Source organism: Micromonospora sp. GCM10011542 (assembly GCF_042650685.1).
GTDB lineage: Bacteria > Actinomycetota > Actinomycetes > Mycobacteriales > Micromonosporaceae > Micromonospora.
The window spans coordinates 127,172-144,453 of sequence record NZ_JBHSBO010000003.1 but is presented as its reverse complement, the minus strand read 5'-3'; the positions used below and the strand labels follow the sequence as shown (position 1 = coordinate 144,453).

Genomic DNA, 17,282 nt, shown 5'->3' with positions numbered 1-17,282 from the left:
GAAACGCCCAGAACGGTATTAACGGAACATCGAGTCGACTCCAGGGCGCGGGTGCCTCGGCCTGCGCCCGGACGGTCGACCGATCGGGCCGGGTGCCGCCGTCGTCGTGTACCCACCGGACCGCGCGCGCCTGGCGGCGTGGATGGAGTTACGGTCGACCAGGTGGTTCGGCACCGCCGCCGCCGAGACTCGCCAGCCGATCAGCAGGACCACCGCGGCCAGCACCAGCAGGCGGCCACCGCCACGCACCACGTAGGTGAAGCTGCCCACCCAGAGAAAATCGAACAGACTGACGGCCGTGACGATCGCGCCGGCGTAGGCTCCCACGGCGTACGGCGTGGTCAGCGGGCTGGACGAGGCCCAGGCCAGCACTCGGTCGATCAACCGGACGGCCAGACCGGTCGCCGGAACCATCAGGGCCAGCCCCAGCAGGCCGAAGTTGTACAACCACTCCCCGTGCGAGAGCGCCGCCGCGGAGTGTCCCGTGCCGACCAGTTCGGGTGACAGGAGCGGGACGAGGTCGGCACCGAAGCCGATGGGCTTGTCGTCCCACAGCGCCCGGGGCACGAGGCCAACCGCCGCGTTGACGAACGTCTCGCCCCACGCCCTGGGCAGCACGCCCATCTCATTCAGTTGCAGGAGCTGGGCGAACGAGCGAAGCGGACTGATCGCGGACTCAAATCCATCCTGGTCGCTCGTGAACGGTGAGCCCTGTGCGCCGGTGGCGCGAAGCCCGGCGAGGAACCACAGGGCGGGTGCGGTTCCACCGAGGATGAGGAGCTTCGTGTAGGGCCGCTGATCACGATGGGCCGATATCACCAGCAGCGCGAGCGCCAGCGTACCGACGACGATTCGTCCGAATCCGTTGAATAGGTAGGTGAAGTAGAACCCGAAGGCGATCAGGAGGACCACACCCCAGAGGAACGTGTGGTGCGCCAGTGGCCCCCGCAACAACCCGACGGCGAGGAGAACGACGCCGACAAAACCGATCGGATTGGCCACCGGCAACGAATCCGGTGCGACCATCGACATGGTCACCGCGAGGATCAGGAGGAGCAGGCCGCACTTCACCGCCCACCCAGCGGTCCTGCCGTCCGCCTGCCCGGCATTCGACGGCAGCGGACGCGGGTGCGCCACGGTGCCACTCCAGAACAGCAACCACGTCACCACCTGGACGAAATAGCAGACGGCGACGGCGGTGAAAAGCGGTACGCCCGGACTGCTCGTCCACATCTTCACCGTCTGGTAAAGCCCACTGAAGCCGACGAAGAATGCGAAGGCGAGGTTGTAGAGCCCGACAGCGGTGATCCGACGACCGCCGTCGCTCCAGAACACCCATGCGCCGAAGAGGGTGGCGAGCACGCTCATCGCCAGGCTTCCGTCCCGACCCCAGTCGATCTTGGAATTCCACTCGATGAGCAGGCACGCCCCGCCCAGCCCGAGCCATGCCAGCCCGGCGAAGCAGCGCCAGAGAGCGCTGGTCGGGGTCCGTACGCGATCGTCGGGCATGCCGTGTGCGTGACGCGGGCGCAGGCCTCGGTCCTCACCCGCCATCGCACGCACCCCTGCCAATGAGTCCATGAGAACGGAGCATATAGCCGCCATCCAATTCAGCCCGTCGTCTCACGAACTTCCGGCCGGTCTTCGCAACATCCTTCCGGGCAACCGCCCGAAGCGTTACCGATCCGCGCCATTCATCGTTAGCCCGGCGTGGCTGAAACCTTCGATGTGCTGCACGATGGCAGCATCCCAGCAGCCGCGAACGACATTCACGAACTGCCTCCGACGGTCCACGGCCGGCTCGACGTCGCACAACCCGAGAATGCAAACCCGGCACGGCCCTATCGCGTGCTGCTGACGTGCGACTACTTCGAACCGGGATTCCGTGCCGGAGGTCCGATCCGATCCGTCGCCCAACTGCTCGACATCGTATCGCCGGCCATCGAGGTGACGATGGTGACGAGGGATCGCGACCTTGGCTCGACCGAGCCGTATCCTGGCCTCTCGGGTCGCTGGGTGGCCCGGGGCCGCGCTCGCATCTGCTACCTCGATCCACGTCGTCCCCGACAGTGGTACGCGATGCTGAAGGCGCTGCGATCAACCAGCTTCGACCTCCTCTACGTCAACAGCCTCTGGGCAAGGTCGTCGATTTTGTCGATTCTTGCGGCGCGATTTCGCGTCATCCGGGTCGAGCGGATACTCATCGCTCCGCGAGGTGAGCTTGCGGCAAGTGCGCTAGGAGTCAGAAGCAGAAAGAAGAATCTGTTCCTACGCGTCTGGCGACCGATGCTCGGGCGACTCGTGGTCCATTGGCACGCCACCAGCCCGCACGAAGCCCAGCGGATCCGGAGCGTCTTCCCCGAGGCACGGATCGAGACCCGACGCAACGAGGTGTCACTCCCGCCGGAGCCTTTCCCGCCGTGCGAGAACGACGGGCCACCCCGGCTGGTCTTCATCGGTCGTATCAGCCCGCTCAAGAACCTGTCGACGGTGATCGAGGCGCTCACACTGACGACGCGGCCGGTGGTCTTCGATGTCTACGGGCCACTCGAGGACGCGTCGTACTGGGCCGAATGCCAGCGTTTGGCCCAACGGTTGCCGGCGTCCGTGACACTCACCTACCGGGGAGAGCTTGCTCCCCAGGCGGTGCGGTCCACCTTCGCCCGGTACGACGTGTTCGTCTTCCCGACCAAAGGTGAGAACTTCGGCCACGTCATCGCCGAGAGCCTCTCCGCCTCGTGCCCGGTCATCTGTTCGGACCAGACACCCTGGAGCCCGGTACTGCGGGCGGGCGGTGGGATCGTCCTGGCGGATGCCACGGCGGCAACCCTGGCTGACCAGATCAACCAGTTCGCCCGGCACACCCCGAAGGAGCGACTCGAGGTGCGCCGTGCCGCGGGGCAGGCCTACCGGTCCTGGCGGGCCGAGGCGGCCGGGCCGAACATCCTCGACCGGATCAGGTTGACCGTCGAGAAGCGTTGACCGGCGCCTGGCGGCGGCCGGTGCCACGCCGCGGTGAGAGGACCCACGATTGAAGGAACGGTCGACTCCGAAGCAGATGCTCACCGAGCCCACCGAGTCGGTCCGCTCCGAAGGAAGCCGCCGTGCGGGCGTACGGTCCAACACCCTCGTCGCGTCGGTGTCCAGCCTGGTGAGCGGCCTGCTCAACGCCGGGATACTCGCGTACAGCGCGCGGCAGGGCCAGACTGCCGAAATCGCCGCCTACAGCGTCATGACGGCAGCGCTGACCTGGGTGGCCAACCTGGTCATGGGCGGGTCGTCACTGCTGTACGTATCCGGCAATGACGAGGAACGTCGCGCAGCACACAGTCAGCGGCTCCTGGTGGCGGTGCCCGCCATGGCCACCGCCACCCTGGTGATCGCCGCGCTCTATGTCGACGCGGGCTACGGCATGCCGGCCCTGCTCAGTGCCGGCGGCGTCATGATGCTCAACAGCCTCGCCGACCTGCGCTTCGGGGACCTCGCCCGCCAGATGCGCTTCATCGCCGCCTCCGCTGCGATAACCAGCACGCGACTCCTCGCCATGGTGCTGCTGATCGCCGGCGCACCGCTGACGACCGCGCTGCTGGTTGGCGCCGCCACCTACCTGCTCAGTACGGAGATACTCGCCTGCCGGGGCCCCGCGGCCGCACCTCCGATGTGGAGGGGGTTGTCGCCGCGGGCGGCCGGACGAGCCTTCCGGTTGAGCCGGCCGCTGTTCACCTACAGTCTCGCCGAGGCTTTCACGGGCCGAGCCAGCACGGTCGCTCTCTCACTGGTCGCGGGCCCTCAGGTCGTGGGCTGTTACGGCGCCCTGGTCAACATCTACCAGGCACTGGTCGCCGTGACGTTCAGCGGACTCCGGGTGCCCATGGCGATCCGGACCCGGCGACGACACAACCTCGGACCCACCGAGTCGGTCAGTCGGGAGAGCGAGACCATCGCCGTCATCGGCGCGACCGTCATCGCCGCCGGGGTCATCGTCACCGCACCATGGCTCACGACGAGCCTACTGTCGCTGCCGATACCTGAGTCGGCACTCTGGCTGCAACTGTTGGCGCTCGCCCTACCGTTCACCACCGTGAACCGTGCCTTCACGCTCAACCGCATCGGCGATGGAAACTACGTCGCCGCCACACGTATCGCCCTGTCGATAGGGCTGCTCCTGGGCGCCGCACTACTCGTCCAGGCGGCGGCACTCGGTCCGACGGGCGCCGCTACCGCGACGACCGTCGCGGAGATGCTGGTCGCGGGGATCCTCATCCTGACGGCGGTTTCCCGCCGCTACCGGCGGCGCGGTTCCCACCGGTCCAAGGTCGTCACCTCCGACCGGGAGCGTGGGCCGGCGCCACCCGCCGACCTCATCCGCCGGTGAGGCGGCCCACGGATCAGGACACGAACAGTGCGTGTTTGCCGGCGCGGGTCCGAGTCTGGTCAGCGACCTGGTGGAACGCGATCGAGTCGGCGCGAAGATCCGGGTGGTCCTTCCGCAGCTCGCGCGCGAAGTAGAGGCTCACCGCCTCCAGGTCGAGCTCGTGGTCGGCCTGGAGATAGATGTGCAGAGCGTCGGGCCGCTCCTGGCGGAACTGGACGCCGACTATTCCCGGGTGGGTCTTGAGGATGTGCACCGGCAGGATCGGGGAGAGGTCGAGCGTCCCGTGCGCGGAGGCGACTTGAACGATCTCCTGCCGGCGGCCGAGGACCGAGCGGAACTCGAACGCGTTGCCGTCGACGGCGTCGGTGGGTTCGACCCGGTCTCCGATCGAGTAATTGACCAGCGGAAACAGGCGGTCGTCGAGGGTGGTGACCGCGAGCGAGTTGTCCTCGTCGATCAGGCAGATGAAGCTGTCCCAGATGACGTGGATGGGTCGTGCCTGCGCACGAGACATTGCCACCAGGCCGGTCTCCGCAGCGCCGTACTCGATGACCGCCTGTGTTCCGAAGACCCGTTCGATCATCGCGATGTCCGCGTCACTGGCCGTCTCCGCGGTGAGGATCACCGCCCGCAGTTGGCTCATGTCGCCCAGGTCCAGGCCGTTGCGTTCGATGAAGCGGGCGACCTTGAAGATCGCCGAGGTGTAGCCGACCAGCAACACGGGGTGCCGTGACCGGATCGCCTCGTAGTGTCCTCGAAGCGCGGGGTCACTGAGGTCGTAGGCGTTCAGCCGAGTGATGTTCACCAAGCGGTCGGCGGCATCACGCTGCAACCGGGCGATCCGGCTACGTATCCCGTCCCCGAAAAGGTGGGAATGCCCCCAGAGCAGGATCTGCGGCTCGAACGGACGGACTCCGCGCCAAGCGCGTCCGAGATAATTGTTCGCCCACCGATCGGTCGACTCGCCCCGGCCGCGGGGAAATCGGGTGGGCTGGCCGGTACTCCCGCCGGTGCTGTAGGCCCGCTTCGTCGAACCACTCGCGAAGACCTCGGCGGAGCGGCTTATCAGCAGTTCCTTGTCGAGGGTCGGAAAGTGGCGCAGGTCCGACGGCCGAGAGATGCCCGTGGGCAGACCGTGCTCCTTTCGCCACGACTGGTAGAACGGCACCCGGGTCAGGCAGTACGCCCACACCCTGTTGAAGCGTTCAACCTGAATGCGCTCGATCTCCGCGCGGGACAACGGCTCGCGGTACAGCGCGATCTTCCGCTCAAGACGCCGGCGGCGCTCCGCGAACAGCCATCCGCGGTCCATCAGGGCACGCACGTTGAATCGTCTCCTCGCTCCGCTGCCGCCCGTCGGCGAGCGGAGCGGACCTCCACCGGCCCGCTCGTTCGTCAGCAACCTTTCAACGAGGGGACAAAATGCCAGTTACGAACTCGAATTCTCCCAATCGGGGTAGTCGGCGCCGGTGCCGGCGCCGCACGCGCCGGCGGTTCCCGGTTCGTCGGCACACCTTGCCGGTACGCCCGGCGCGGCACACCCCGATGTGGTGAGCTGTACGGGTGTCGGGGCTGGGTCTGGTGCTGCACCCCACCCGGGATGTCACCGAGGTGGTCGAGATCATCGAACGATGGGCCGCGCGCAACCACAAGTCGCTCATGGTGCGCGAGGAGGATCACCACCGCGTCCCGGGCAGCGTCGAGCCGGTGCCGGAGAGAGAGGTGGCCGCCCGCGCCGACGCGTTGATCAGCATCGGCGGTGACGGCACCATGCTCGGTGCGTTGCGCTCCGCCGTCCGCGACCCCAAGCCGGTGCTCGGCGTGCATCTGGGACGGCTCGGCTTCCTCGTCGAGGTCGAGCCACCGGATCTGCCGAACGCGCTGGGCCGGTTGCTGTCCAAGGACTTCACCATCGAGTCCCACGCCTGCCTGGCCTGCGACGTGTGCGGCGACGACATCGTGGCGTTCAACGACATCGCGCTGGTCCGGCACCCCGGCAGCGGTTTCGTCACCGCCACCCTGGCCGTCGACGGCCAGCAGTACGGCTACTACCGCTGCGACGCCCTGGTGGTCAGCACGCCGACCGGCTCCACGGCGTACAGCTACGCGGCGGGCGGCCCGCTGATCTCTCCGGCAGCCGACGCGGTGGTGGTGACCCCGTCGGCGCCGATGGCCGGCATCTCCCGGTCGGTGGTGCTCTCGCCGGGCGAGCGGATCCGGCTGGAGCTGGAGCCGAACTCGGCGGCGGTGGCGGTGGAGATGGACGGGATCGTGTTCCGGGACGCCGCCACCGAGGGCGCGGTGGACATCAGCTACCGGCGCGACGCCGGCCTGGTGGTCCGTTTCGACCCGCTGCGCTACCAGGAGCGCAACCAGTTGAAGATGAGCCTGCTGGACCTGCCGTTCCTGCCCGAGCAGCTACGCGAGCTGCTGCCCGAGGAGGCACGCCGGCGCACCCACCGCGACCTTCCCCCACCCTGCTGAACGCCGCCCACCCGGCCCGCGCCCGACGCCGGCCGGGCGCGGAGGGGGCGGGTCAGACCTGGGTGAGTACGTCGTCGACCAGGGCCTTGGCCTCCTGTTGGATCTGGGACAGGTGGTCGGGGCCCTGGAACGACTCGGCGTAGATCTTGTAGACGTCCTCGGTGCCGGACGGGCGGGCCGCGAACCAGCCGGAGGCGGTGCTCACCTTGAGCCCGCCGATCGCCGCGCCGTTGCCCGGTGCGGTGGTCAGTGTCGCGGTGATCGGCTCGCCGGCCAGCTCGGTGGCGCTGACCTGCTCCGGGGAGAGCTTGCCGAGCACCGCCTTCTGCTCGCGGGTGGCCGGGGCGTCGATGCGCGCGTACGCGGGCGCACCGAACCGTTCGGCCAGCTCCGCCCAGTGCTCGCTCGGGCTGCGGCCGGTGCTGGCCAGGATCTCGGCGGCGAGCAGGCAGAGCAGGATGCCGTCCTTGTCGGTGGTCCAGGTGCTGCCGTCGCGGCGCAGGAACGACGCGCCGGCGCTCTCCTCGCCGCCGAAGCCGACCGCCCCGTCGAGCAGCCCGGGAACGAACCACTTGAAGCCGACCGGCACCTCCAGGAGCGGCCGGCCCAGGTCTGCGGCGACCCGGTCGATCATCGACGAGGAGACCAGCGTCTTTCCCACCGCGGCGGCCGGACCCCAGTTGGTGCGGGTACGGAACAGGTGGCCGATCGCCACCGCCAGGTAGTGGTTGGGGTTCATCAGGCCGGCGTCCGGGGTGACGATGCCGTGCCGGTCGGCGTCCGCGTCGTTGCCGGTGGAGATCTGGTAGTCGGCGCGGGCGGCGATCAGCGACGCCATCGCGTTCGGCGAGGAGCAGTCCATCCGGATCTTGCCGTCGCCGTCCAGGGTCATGAACCGCCAGGTCGGATCGACCGTCGGGTTGACCACGGTCAGGTCCAGCCGGTGCCGGTCGGCGATCTCGCCCCAGTACGCGACGCTCGCCCCGCCCAGCGGGTCCGCGCCGATCCGGATGCCGGCGTCTCGGATCGCGTCGATGTCGATCGCGGCGGGCAGGTCGTCGACGTAGTTGGCGAGGAAGTCGTACTCCCCGGTGGTGTCGGCGGCGCGGGCCCGCGCGTACGTGATCCGGCGGACCTCCTTGAGCCCGGCGGCGAGGATCGCGTTGGCCCGGTCCTGGATCCACTTCGTGACGTCGGTGTCGGCCGGGCCGCCGTGGGTGGGGTTGTACTTGAAGCCGCCGTCGTCGGGCGGGTTGTGCGACGGGGTGATCACGATGCCGTCGGCGAGCCCGCTGGTGCGGCCCCGGTTGTGGGTGAGGATCGCGTGCGACAGCGCCGGGGTCGGCGTGTAGCCGTCGCGGCTGTCCACCAGCACGGTGACCCCGTTGGCGGCGAGCACCTCCAGCGCGTCCACGGCGGCCGGGGCGGAGAGCGCGTGGGTGTCCCGGGCGAGGAAGAGCGGGCCGTCCAGGCCCTGCTCGCGCCGGTAGTCGCAGAGCGCCTGGGTGACCGCCAGGATGTGGTCGGAGTTGAACGCGTTGCGCAGGCTGGAGCCCCGGTGGCCGGAGGTGCCGAAGGAGACCTGCTGCGCCGGATCCGCGGGATCGGGGTGCTCGGCGTAGTAGGCGGTCACCAGCCGCGGCACGTCGACCAGGTCGGCGGGCTCGGCCGGCTGGCCGGCACGGGGGTGGGTCACTGCGGGATCCTCCTGCGGTAGGTACGGGCGGTCACGGCTCGACCTTCTGGCCCTTGCCGATCACCACGATGCCGTTGTCGGAGACGGTGTAGCGCTGCCGGTCCTTCTCCAGGTCGACGCCGATCTCGGCGCCCTCGGGGACGAACACGTTCTTGTCCAGGATGGCGCGGCGGACCACCGCGTGCCGGCCGATCTCCACGCCTTCCATGAGCACCGAACCCTCGACGTGCGCCCAGGAGTGCACCCGCACCTTCGGCGAGACGATCGAGTTCTCCACCAGCGAGCCGGAGATCACCACACCCGGCGAGACCATCGAGCCGACCGCCCGGCCGACCCGCTCGCCCCACTGGTGGACGAACTTCGCCGGCGGCCACGGCGGCTGCTCGGTGTAGATCGGCCAGTCGAAGTTGTACAGGTTGAACACCGGGTGCACGTTGATCAGATCCATGTGGGCGTCGTAGAACGAGTCGAGCGTCCCGACGTCGCGCCAGTAGCCGCGGTCCCGCTCGGTGGTACCCGGCACCTCGTTGTCGCGGAAGTCGTAGACGTTCGCCTCACCCCGCTCGACCATCATCGGGATGATGCTGCCGCCCATGTCGTGCTTGCTGGTCTTGTCCTCCGCGTCGCGCTCGACGGCCTCGCAGAGCGCCCGGGTGGTGAAGACGTAGTTGCCCATCGAGGCGTAGATCTCGTCCGGCGCGTCGGGCAGGCCGACCGCGTCGGTCGGCTTCTCGCGGAACGCCCGGATCCGCCGGCCGTCCTCGCCGACCTCGATGACGCCGAACTGGTCGGCCATCGACAGGGGCTGGCGGATGCCCGCCACGGTCACCGAGGCGCCGGAGGCGATGTGGTCCTCCACCATCTGCCGCGGGTCCATGCGGTAGATGTGGTCGGCCCCGAAGACGATCACGTAGTCGGGCTGCTCGTCGTTGATCAGGTTGAAGCTCTGGTAGATGGCGTCGGCGGAGCCCGCGAACCACCAGGGCCCGCGGCGTTGCTGCGCCGGCACCGGCGTGACGTAGTTGCCGAGCAGGGTGGACATCCGCCAGGTCTTGGTGATGTGCCGGTCGAGGGAGTGGGACTTGTACTGGGTCAGCACGACGATCTTGAGATAGCCGGCGTTGGCCAGGTTGGAGAGGACGAAGTCGACCATGCGGTACATCCCGCCGAACGGGACGGCCGGCTTGGCCCGGTCCGTGGTGAGTGGCATCAGGCGCTTGCCCTCCCCACCCGCCAGGACGATCGCGAGCACCTTGGCAGCCATGCCACGACGCTATCCACCCGCGTCCGACTTCACCACTCGTACGGGCACGTTTCTGCACTAGGGTGCGGGGTCATGACGGAACCCACCCCGCTCCGCGTCGACCTGCTCACCCGCGAGTACCCCCCGGAGGTCTACGGCGGCGCCGGGGTGCACGTCGAGTACCTGGCCCGGGAGCTGCGCGGCCTCGCCGACGTGCGGGTGCACTGCTTCGGCCTGCCGCGCAGCGAGCCGGGCGTCACCGCGTACGCCGAACCGCCCGGCCTGACCGGCGCGAACGCCGCGCTGCGCACCATGGGCGTGGACCTGGAGATGGCCGCCGGCACCGCCGGCACCGACGTGGTGCACAGCCACACCTGGTACGCGAACCTGGCCGGGCACACCGCGAAGCTGCTGCACGGGGTGCCGCACGTGATGACCGCGCACAGCCTGGAGCCGCTGCGGCCGTGGAAGGCCGAGCAGCTCGGCGGCGGCTACGCGCTCTCCTCCTGGTGCGAGCGCACGGCCGTGGAGGGCGCGGACGCGGTCATCGCGGTGAGCGCCGGCATGCGCCGCGACGTGCTGACCGCGTACCCGGAGGTGAACCCGGACAAGGTCCGGGTGGTCTACAACGGCATCGACACCGCGCAGTACGCCCCGGACACCGGCACCGACGTGCTGGACCGGCTCGGCATCGACCCGGCCCGCCCCAGCGTGGCGTACGTGGGGCGGATCACCCGGCAGAAGGGGCTGCCCTACCTGCTGCGGGCCGCCCGGGAACTGCCGGCCGACACCCAGCTGGTGCTGCTCGCCGGCGCGCCGGACACCCCGGACATCGCCGCCGAGGTCGAGGAGCTGGCCGCCGAGCTGCGGGCCAACCGCTCCGGGGTGGTCTGGGTGGCCGAGATGCTGCCCAAGCCCGAGGTGATCCAGGTGCTCACCCACGCCACCGTCTTCGTCTGCCCGTCGGTGTACGAGCCGATGGGCATCGTCAACCTGGAGGCGATGGCCTGCGAGACGGCGGTGGTGGCGACCGCCACCGGCGGCATTCCGGAGGTCGTGGCCGACGGCGAGACGGGTCTGCTGGTGCCGATCGAGCAGGCCGGCGACGGTTCCGGCCGGCCGCTGGAGCCCGAGCGGTTCGTGGCCGACCTGGCCGCGCGGATCAACGAGCTGCTGGCCGACCCGGGGCGCACCGAGCGTTTCGGCCGGGCCGGCCGGCGACGGGCGGTGGAGCACTTCTCCTGGGACGCGGTGGCGCGGCAGACGCTGGAGGTGTACCGGTCGGTCGGCGCGGCGGGCTGATCCGTTCAGACGGCCGTTCCACTCACTCTCATGCCGTCGAATTGCTGCTCGACGGGGCGTAAAGGCATGTCGATTGCTGGATCAGTGGGCACTCCGGGCGACCAACCGGCTCGCTGTGTGCGGCTATGAGCACGCGATGCGATGCGGTGCGGGACACTCGGACGATGACCGGTATGCCCCCGGATACGTTGTATCACCGATGCCTGGGCTGGCACGCTCCCGCCCTGCGGCGAGCCGTCATCGTCGCCTCCATCGGGCTCGTGGTCGCTCTCGTGCTGCTGCCGTTCATGCCGTGGGAGTTGGCCGCGGTCGGGGGCTGGGACATCGCCGCGCTCGCCTTCCTCATCGCCATCTGGCGCGTCATTCTCCGAGCGGACAGCTCCCACACCGAGATGATGGCCATGCGTGAGGACGAGACGCGGGTGACCGCCGCAGTGCTGCTGGTAGGGGCGGGCGTCACCAGCCTGCTGGGTGTCGGCTCTGCCCTCAGCCACGCCGGCCGGCACGGCGGCTCAGTGCGGGTGCTGTTCGTCAGCGTCGCACTACTGACCGTCCTGCTGTCGTGGGCCGTCGTCAACACGGTCTTCACCCTGCGCTACGCCGACCTGCAGTACCGGTCCACAACCGGGGGGATCGGCTTCGAAGGCCAGCCCGTGCAGGGGCAGACCACCTACCGCGACCTGGCCTACGTCGCCTTCACGATCGGCATGACCTACCAGGTGTCGGACACGGCCATCTCCGACCCGCGGATCCGGGGCAGTGTGCTGTCCCATGCCTTCGTGTCGTACGTGTTCGGTGTGGTGATCGTGGCGGGTTCCGTCAACCTCATCGCCGACCTGGCCCGCTGACGATGTCGGACCACCGGTCGGTTGCGCCGGCAGAGGGCAACCGACGTGCTTGGCCGCGCGCGAGGCGATCTCGCACAGTAGGTTGGCGGGGTGACTGGACGGTTCCCGATCGAAGACGTCTCCCCCGTCGTCTCGTGCGGGCGTTACCCGGCCAAGGCGGTGGTCGACGAGCCGGTTCCGGTGTCGGCCCGCGCCTACCGGGAGGGGCACGACGCGCTGGGCTGCAACGTGGTCTGGACTGGCCCGGACGGTGAAACCAGGCCGTTCACCCGGATGCGTCCGGGTGAGCCCGGCCAGGACCGCTGGCACGCGGTGATCCGACCAGATGCCGTCGGCACCTGGACCTTCACCGTCGAGGCGTTCGCCGACCCGTACCTGACCTGGCAGAACGCGGTTACCAAGAAGGTGGCCGCCGGGCAGGGGCCGGGCGAGCTGGCCAACGACCTGGCCGAGGGCGCCCGGGTGCTCACCGCCGCCCGCGACCTCGTGCCGGCGGCCGAACGGGCCCGGGTCGCCGCCGCGGTCACCGCACTCGTCGACACCGACCTGCCGTTGCCGCAGCGGGTCGACCCGGCGCTGGCCCTGGCCGACCTGCTCTGGGCGTACCCGGTGCGGGAGCTGGTGACCGCCGGCGAGACGTACCCGCTGTGGGTGGATCGTCAGCGGGCCCTCTACTCCGCCTGGTACGAGTTCTTTCCCCGCTCCGAGGGCGCGGTGCCGGCCACCGCGGACGCCCCGGCCCGCTCCGGCACCTTCGCCACCGCCACCGGGCGGCTGCCCGGCGTCGCCGCGATGGGCTTCGACGTGCTCTACCTGCCGCCGATCCACCCGATCGGCCGGGTCAACCGCAAGGGCCGCAACAACGCGCTCACCGCCGGGCCGGACGACGTGGGCTCGCCGTGGGCGATCGGCGCGGCCGAGGGCGGCCACGACGCCATCCACCCCGACCTGGGTACGCCGGCAGACTTCCGGGCCTTCATCCAGGCGGCCGCGGCACAGGGCCTGGAGGTGGCGATGGACCTCGCGTTGCAGTGCGCGCCGGACCACCCGTGGGTCACCGAGCACCCGGAGTGGTTCACCACCCGGGCCGACGGCAGCATCGCGTACGCGGAGAACCCGCCGAAGAAGTACCAGGACATCTACCCGGTGAACTTCGACAACGACCCCGAGGGCATCCGGGCCGAGGTGCTGCGGGTGGTGCTGCACTGGGTGGGCGAGGGCATCCGGATCTTCCGGGTGGACAACCCGCACACCAAGCCGTTCGACTTCTGGCACTGGCTGATCGCCGCGGTGAAGAAGGTCGACCCGGACGTGCTGTTCCTGGCCGAGGCGTTCACCCGGCCCGCCATCATGCACGGGCTCGGCAAGATCGGCTTCACCCAGTCGTACACCTACTTCACCTGGCGGACGACGGCGGCCGAGATGCGGGCGTACTGCGAGGAACTGGTCGCGGCGGCCGACTACATGCGTCCCAACTTCTGGCCGAACACGCCGGACATCCTGCACGAGTCGCTGCAGCACGGCGGCCCGCCGATGTTCAAGATCCGCGCGGTGCTCGCCGCTCTGCTCTCCCCCTCGTGGGGCCTGTACGCCGGCTACGAGCTCTTCGAGCACGTGGCCCGCCCGGGCGCCGAGGAGTACCTGGACAACGAGAAGTACGAGTTGCGCCCGCGGGACTGGGCCGGCGCGGAGGCGCAGGGCCGCTCACTGGCGCCGTTCATCGCCACCCTCAACCGGGTCCGCCGGGACAACCCGGCCCTGCACCAGCTCCGCAACCTGCGCTTCCACGAGATCGACAACCCGGCGCTGCTCTGCTGGTCCAAGCACGACCCCCAGACCGGCAACACGGTCATCGTGATCTGCTCGTTCGAGCCGCGGGCGGTGCAGTGGGGCAACACGACGCTCGACATGCCGGCGCTCGGCTTCGACTGGCACGAACGGTTCACCGTGCACGACGAGCTGACCGGCACCAGCTACGACTGGGGCCAGCGCAACGCGGTACGGCTCGACCCGTACCTGCAACCGGCGCACGTGCTGACCGTGCGCCGCGCGAGCGCCCCGGCCGCCCCGGCGCCCGCCGCCAGCGTCCCGGCCGAGCTGACCGTCGCGGACGTCCCCGCCGACCTCTCCGGCGGCACCGCCCCGACCACTCCCGCCCCGAAGGACCCCCGATGGACGAGCTGATCACCGGCGCGACGCACGACCCGCACGCCCTGCTCGGCGCCCACCCCGCCGACGGGCGGACCACCATCCGCACGCTGCGCCGGGGCGCCGGCGACGCGGCCGTCCTCGTGGGCTCCGACCGGCACCCGATGAAGCGGGTGCACGACGCGGGCGTCTTCGAGGCGGTGCTGCCCGGTGAGGTCCTCGACTACCGGGTGGAGGTCGACGGGGCGACCCACGACGACCCGTACCGTTACCCGCCGACGCTGGGTGAGCTGGACCTGCACCTGATCGGCGAGGGCCGGCACGAGCGGCTCTGGGAGGCGCTCGGCGCCCGGGTCTTTGACGAGGGGGTGGCGTTCACGGTGTGGGCGCCCAACGCCCGCGGCGTGCGGGTCGTCGGTGACTTCACCGGCTGGGCGCCGGACGACGGCTGGCCGATGCGCTCGCTCGGCTCGTCCGGCGTGTGGGAGGTCTTCGTTCCGGGAGCGGCGGCCGGCGCCCGCTACAAGTACCGCGTCCTCGGCGCCGACGGGCGCTGGCGGGACAAGGCCGACCCGCTCGCCGGGTACGCCGAGCTGCCGCCGGCCACCGCCTCCGTGGTGCACCACTCCACCTACGAGTGGTCCGACGCGGACTGGCTGGCGCGGCGGGCCGGGCGGCAGCCGCACCAGGAACCGATGAGCGTGTACGAGGTGCACCTCGGCTCGTGGCGGCCCGGGCTGAGCTACCGCGAGCTGGCCGAGCAGCTCACCGCGTACGTCACCGAGCTGGGTTTCACCCACGTGGAGTTCCTGCCGGTGATGGAGCACCCGTTCGGCGGTTCCTGGGGCTACCAGGTCACCGGCTACTACGCACCCACCTCACGCTTCGGCGACCCCGACGAGTTCCGCCACCTGGTGGACCGGCTGCACGCCGCGGGCATCGGGGTGATCCTCGACTGGGTGCCGGCGCACTTCCCGAAGGACGAGTGGGCCCTGGCCCGCTTCGACGGCACCCCGCTCTACGAGCACCCCGACCCGCGCCGCGGCGAGCACCCCGACTGGGGCACCTACGTCTTCGACTTCGGCCGCCGCGAGGTGCGCAACTTCCTGGTCGCCAACGCGCTCTACTGGTGCGACCAGTTCCACGTCGACGGGCTGCGGGTGGACGCGGTCGCCTCGATGCTCTACCTGGACTACTCCCGGCAGGAGGGCCAGTGGGCCCCCAACCAGTACGGCGGCCGGGAGAACCTGGAGGCCATCGCGTTCATGCAGGAGGTGAACGCGACCGTCTACAAGCACCACGCCGGCGTGGTGATGATCGCCGAGGAGTCCACCGCCTGGCCGGGTGTCACCCGTTCCACCGCTGAGGGCGGGCTGGGCTTCGGGTTCAAGTGGAACATGGGCTGGATGCACGACACCCTGCTCTACACCGCCAAGGACCCGATCTACCGCCAGCACCACCACCACCAGCTCACCTTCTCCCTGGCGTACGCGTGGAGCGAGAACTACGTGCTGCCGATCAGCCACGACGAGGTGGTGCACGGCAAGGGCTCCCTGGCCGGCAAGATGCCCGGCGACACCTGGCAGCGGCTGGCGAACGTGCGGGCGCTGCTGGCGTACATGTGGGCGCACCCGGGCAAGCAGTTGCTCTTCATGGGCTCCGAACTGGCCGACGACCGGGAGTGGAGCGAGGAACGCGGCCTCGACTGGTACCTGCTGCACGACCCGGCCCGCGCCGGGGTGCAGCGCCTCGTCGGCGACCTGAACCGGATCTACCGGGCCACCCCGGCGCTGTGGGCGCAGGACACCGAGCCGGCCGGGTTCCGCTGGATCGCCGGCGACGACGTCGCCAACAACACGGTGTCGTTCATCCGGATCGCCCCGGACGGCTCGACGCTGGTCTGCGTGGCGAACTTCTCCGCCCTGCCCCTGCACGACTACCGGGTCGGGCTGCCCGCCGGCGGCACCTGGGCCGAGGTGCTCAACACCGACGCGCACCACTACGGCGGGTCGGGGGTGGGCAACCTGGGCGAGGTGCACGCCGAGGACGTGCCCTGGCACGGCATGGTGGCCTCCGCCGCCCTCCAGGTCCCCCCGCTCGGCGTCATCTGGCTCCGCCGGGACTAGGGCGTCAGACCAGGCCGGCGTCGCGGAGCAGCTTCCACAGGCCGGCGCCGTCCGGCGCGGAGAGCCACTTCTGCCCCACCGGCCCGGCCGACGTGCGTTCGGCCGGGGCGGGCAGGCTGCCGGCGAGCACCGACTGCGTCGGTGAGAGTCGGCGGATCGCCACGCCGGCGACGTTCTCCGGGTGGGCGGCGGCGAACTCCCGGTAGATCTCCTGGTCGTGCTGGCCGTCGTCGCCGACCAACAGCCAACGCACCTCGGGGAACTCCCGGGCCAGCCGGGCCAGGGTGGCCCGCTTGTGCTCGCGACCGCTACGGAACCACCGGTCGGCGGTCGGGCCCCAGTCGGTGAGCAGCAGCGGACCGGCCGGATAGAGGTGCCGGGACAGGAACCGGGTCAGCGTGGGTGCCACGTTCCAGGCGCCGGTGGAGAGGTAGAAGACCGGCGCGCCGGGGTGCGCGGTGACCAGCCGCTCGTAGAGCACCGCCATGCCGGGCACGGCCGCCCGGGCGTGCTCGTCGAGCACGAAGGTGTTCCACGCGGCGAGCAACGGTCGGGGCAGCGCGGTCACCATCACCGTGTCGTCGATGTCGGAGAGGATGCCGAAGCGGACCTCCGGGTCGATGATGCGTACCGGGGCGTCGACCGGCTCGGCGTCCGGCACGCTCAGCCGGACCGTGCCCCACCCCGGCGCCAGGTCGGCCTCGACGACGGTGTCGACGAAGCCGCTGCGGTCGGCCCGCGCCTCGCAGCGCACCCCGCCCGCCTCGATGGTCACGGTGACGTGTTTGGCGGGCAGGGTGGTGAAGCTGCGCCAACCGCGCACCTTCTCCAGCCGGCCCCGCTGGCGGGTGTCCGGCCGGCCCAGCAGCACCCGGCACAGCACCCGCACCCAACCCGGTGAGCCGTAGCCGGTGTAGGCGACGATGTTGACCCGCCAGCCGGTGCGCCGCAGCCGGCGCTCCACCAGCTGGTGCACGGCGTCCTCGATCCGCGCAGCCCGGTGCAGGTTCGGAACGGCCAACTGGCCGGCGGGAGTGGGTGGCACGCGACAACCCTGCCA

At 70.2% G+C, this 17,282-nt stretch carries 12 protein-coding genes; 7 read left to right on the top strand and 5 right to left on the bottom strand.

The genetic code is table 11. The features are described 5' to 3' along the window. Positions 1-18: 18 nt before the first annotated feature. Positions 19-1,554 (bottom strand): hypothetical protein, encoded by a 1,536-nt coding sequence (locus ACFOW4_RS01195; protein WP_377523644.1) that lies wholly within the window; start codon positions 1,552-1,554, stop codon positions 19-21. 156 nt (positions 1,555-1,710) lie between these two features. Here ACFOW4_RS01195 and ACFOW4_RS01190 point away from each other — a divergent pair, with 156 nt between their 5' ends. Beyond that, positions 1,711-2,982, top strand: a complete 1,272-nt coding sequence (locus ACFOW4_RS01190; RefSeq protein WP_377523643.1) for a glycosyltransferase family 4 protein — start codon at positions 1,711-1,713, stop codon at positions 2,980-2,982. A 49-nt stretch (positions 2,983-3,031) separates the two neighbouring features. After that, entirely contained in the window at positions 3,032-4,375 is a 1,344-nt protein-coding gene (locus ACFOW4_RS01185; RefSeq protein ID WP_377523641.1) for a hypothetical protein, read from the top strand. 13 nt (positions 4,376-4,388) lie between these two features. On the opposite strand, the gene ACFOW4_RS01180 is transcribed toward ACFOW4_RS01185, so the two are convergent. After that, positions 4,389-5,687, bottom strand: a complete 1,299-nt coding sequence (locus tag ACFOW4_RS01180; RefSeq protein ID WP_377523640.1) for a phenylacetate--CoA ligase family protein — start codon at positions 5,685-5,687, stop codon at positions 4,389-4,391. 260 nt (positions 5,688-5,947) lie between these two features. Between ACFOW4_RS01180 and ACFOW4_RS01175 the strand changes: the two genes are divergently transcribed. Next, a complete protein-coding gene (locus ACFOW4_RS01175) occupies positions 5,948-6,859 on the top strand; it encodes an NAD(+)/NADH kinase (RefSeq protein WP_377523678.1) in 912 nt (303 codons plus the stop codon). Positions 6,860-6,911: 52 nt separating this feature from the next. Here ACFOW4_RS01175 and pgm read toward each other — a convergent pair whose 3' ends face one another. Both pgm and glgC read right to left on the bottom strand, forming a co-directional pair. Continuing rightward, the gene (pgm, locus tag ACFOW4_RS01170) at positions 6,912-8,555 is read right to left on the bottom strand and encodes a phosphoglucomutase (alpha-D-glucose-1,6-bisphosphate-dependent) (RefSeq protein ID WP_377523638.1); all 1,644 of its coding nucleotides are present in this window, start codon (positions 8,553-8,555) and stop codon (positions 6,912-6,914) included. A gap of 31 nt (positions 8,556-8,586) precedes the next feature. Continuing rightward, entirely contained in the window at positions 8,587-9,819 is a 1,233-nt protein-coding gene (glgC, locus tag ACFOW4_RS01165) for a glucose-1-phosphate adenylyltransferase (RefSeq protein ID WP_377523636.1), read from the bottom strand. A 72-nt stretch (positions 9,820-9,891) separates the two neighbouring features. Between glgC and glgA the strand changes: the two genes are divergently transcribed. The 4 genes from glgA to glgB all read left to right on the top strand — a co-directional run bounded on the left by glgA (position 9,892) and on the right by glgB (position 16,222). Beyond that, positions 9,892-11,100, top strand: coding sequence for a glycogen synthase (gene glgA, locus ACFOW4_RS01160; RefSeq protein ID WP_377523635.1), 1,209 nt, complete (start codon positions 9,892-9,894; stop codon positions 11,098-11,100). Positions 11,101-11,264: 164 nt separating this feature from the next. After that, positions 11,265-11,948: a DUF1345 domain-containing protein gene (locus ACFOW4_RS01155; RefSeq protein ID WP_377523634.1), complete on the top strand. Its 684-nt coding sequence runs from the start codon at positions 11,265-11,267 to the stop codon at positions 11,946-11,948. 90 nt (positions 11,949-12,038) lie between these two features. Further along, entirely contained in the window at positions 12,039-14,132 is a 2,094-nt protein-coding gene (locus ACFOW4_RS01150) for a maltotransferase domain-containing protein (protein ID WP_377523631.1), read from the top strand. Continuing rightward, on the top strand, positions 14,120-16,222 hold the full coding sequence (gene glgB, locus ACFOW4_RS01145) for a 1,4-alpha-glucan branching protein GlgB (protein ID WP_377523630.1): 2,103 nt from the start codon (positions 14,120-14,122) through the stop codon (positions 16,220-16,222). Before ACFOW4_RS01150 ends, glgB begins: the two co-directional genes overlap by 13 nt. Positions 16,223-16,226: 4 nt before the next feature. Here glgB and ACFOW4_RS01140 read toward each other — a convergent pair whose 3' ends face one another. Beyond that, a complete protein-coding gene (locus ACFOW4_RS01140) occupies positions 16,227-17,267 on the bottom strand; it encodes an App1 family protein (protein ID WP_377523628.1) in 1,041 nt (346 codons plus the stop codon). Positions 17,268-17,282: the final 15 nt, after the last annotated feature.

What these genes read in the sequence shown, in the direction of transcription:
- ACFOW4_RS01195 (WP_377523644.1), bottom strand. Translation starts at nt 1,554, where the DNA reads ATGGCGGGTGAGGACCGAGGCCTGCGCCCGCGTCACGCACACGGCATG.
- ACFOW4_RS01180 (WP_377523640.1), bottom strand. Translation starts at nt 5,687, where the DNA reads ATGGACCGCGGATGGCTGTTCGCGGAGCGCCGCCGGCGTCTTGAGCGG.
- glgC (WP_377523636.1), bottom strand. Translation starts at nt 9,819, where the DNA reads ATGGCTGCCAAGGTGCTCGCGATCGTCCTGGCGGGTGGGGAGGGCAAG.
- glgA (WP_377523635.1), top strand. Translation starts at nt 9,892, where the DNA reads ATGACGGAACCCACCCCGCTCCGCGTCGACCTGCTCACCCGCGAGTAC.
- ACFOW4_RS01155 (WP_377523634.1), top strand. Translation starts at nt 11,265, where the DNA reads ATGACCGGTATGCCCCCGGATACGTTGTATCACCGATGCCTGGGCTGG.
- glgB (WP_377523630.1), top strand. Translation starts at nt 14,120, where the DNA reads ATGGACGAGCTGATCACCGGCGCGACGCACGACCCGCACGCCCTGCTC.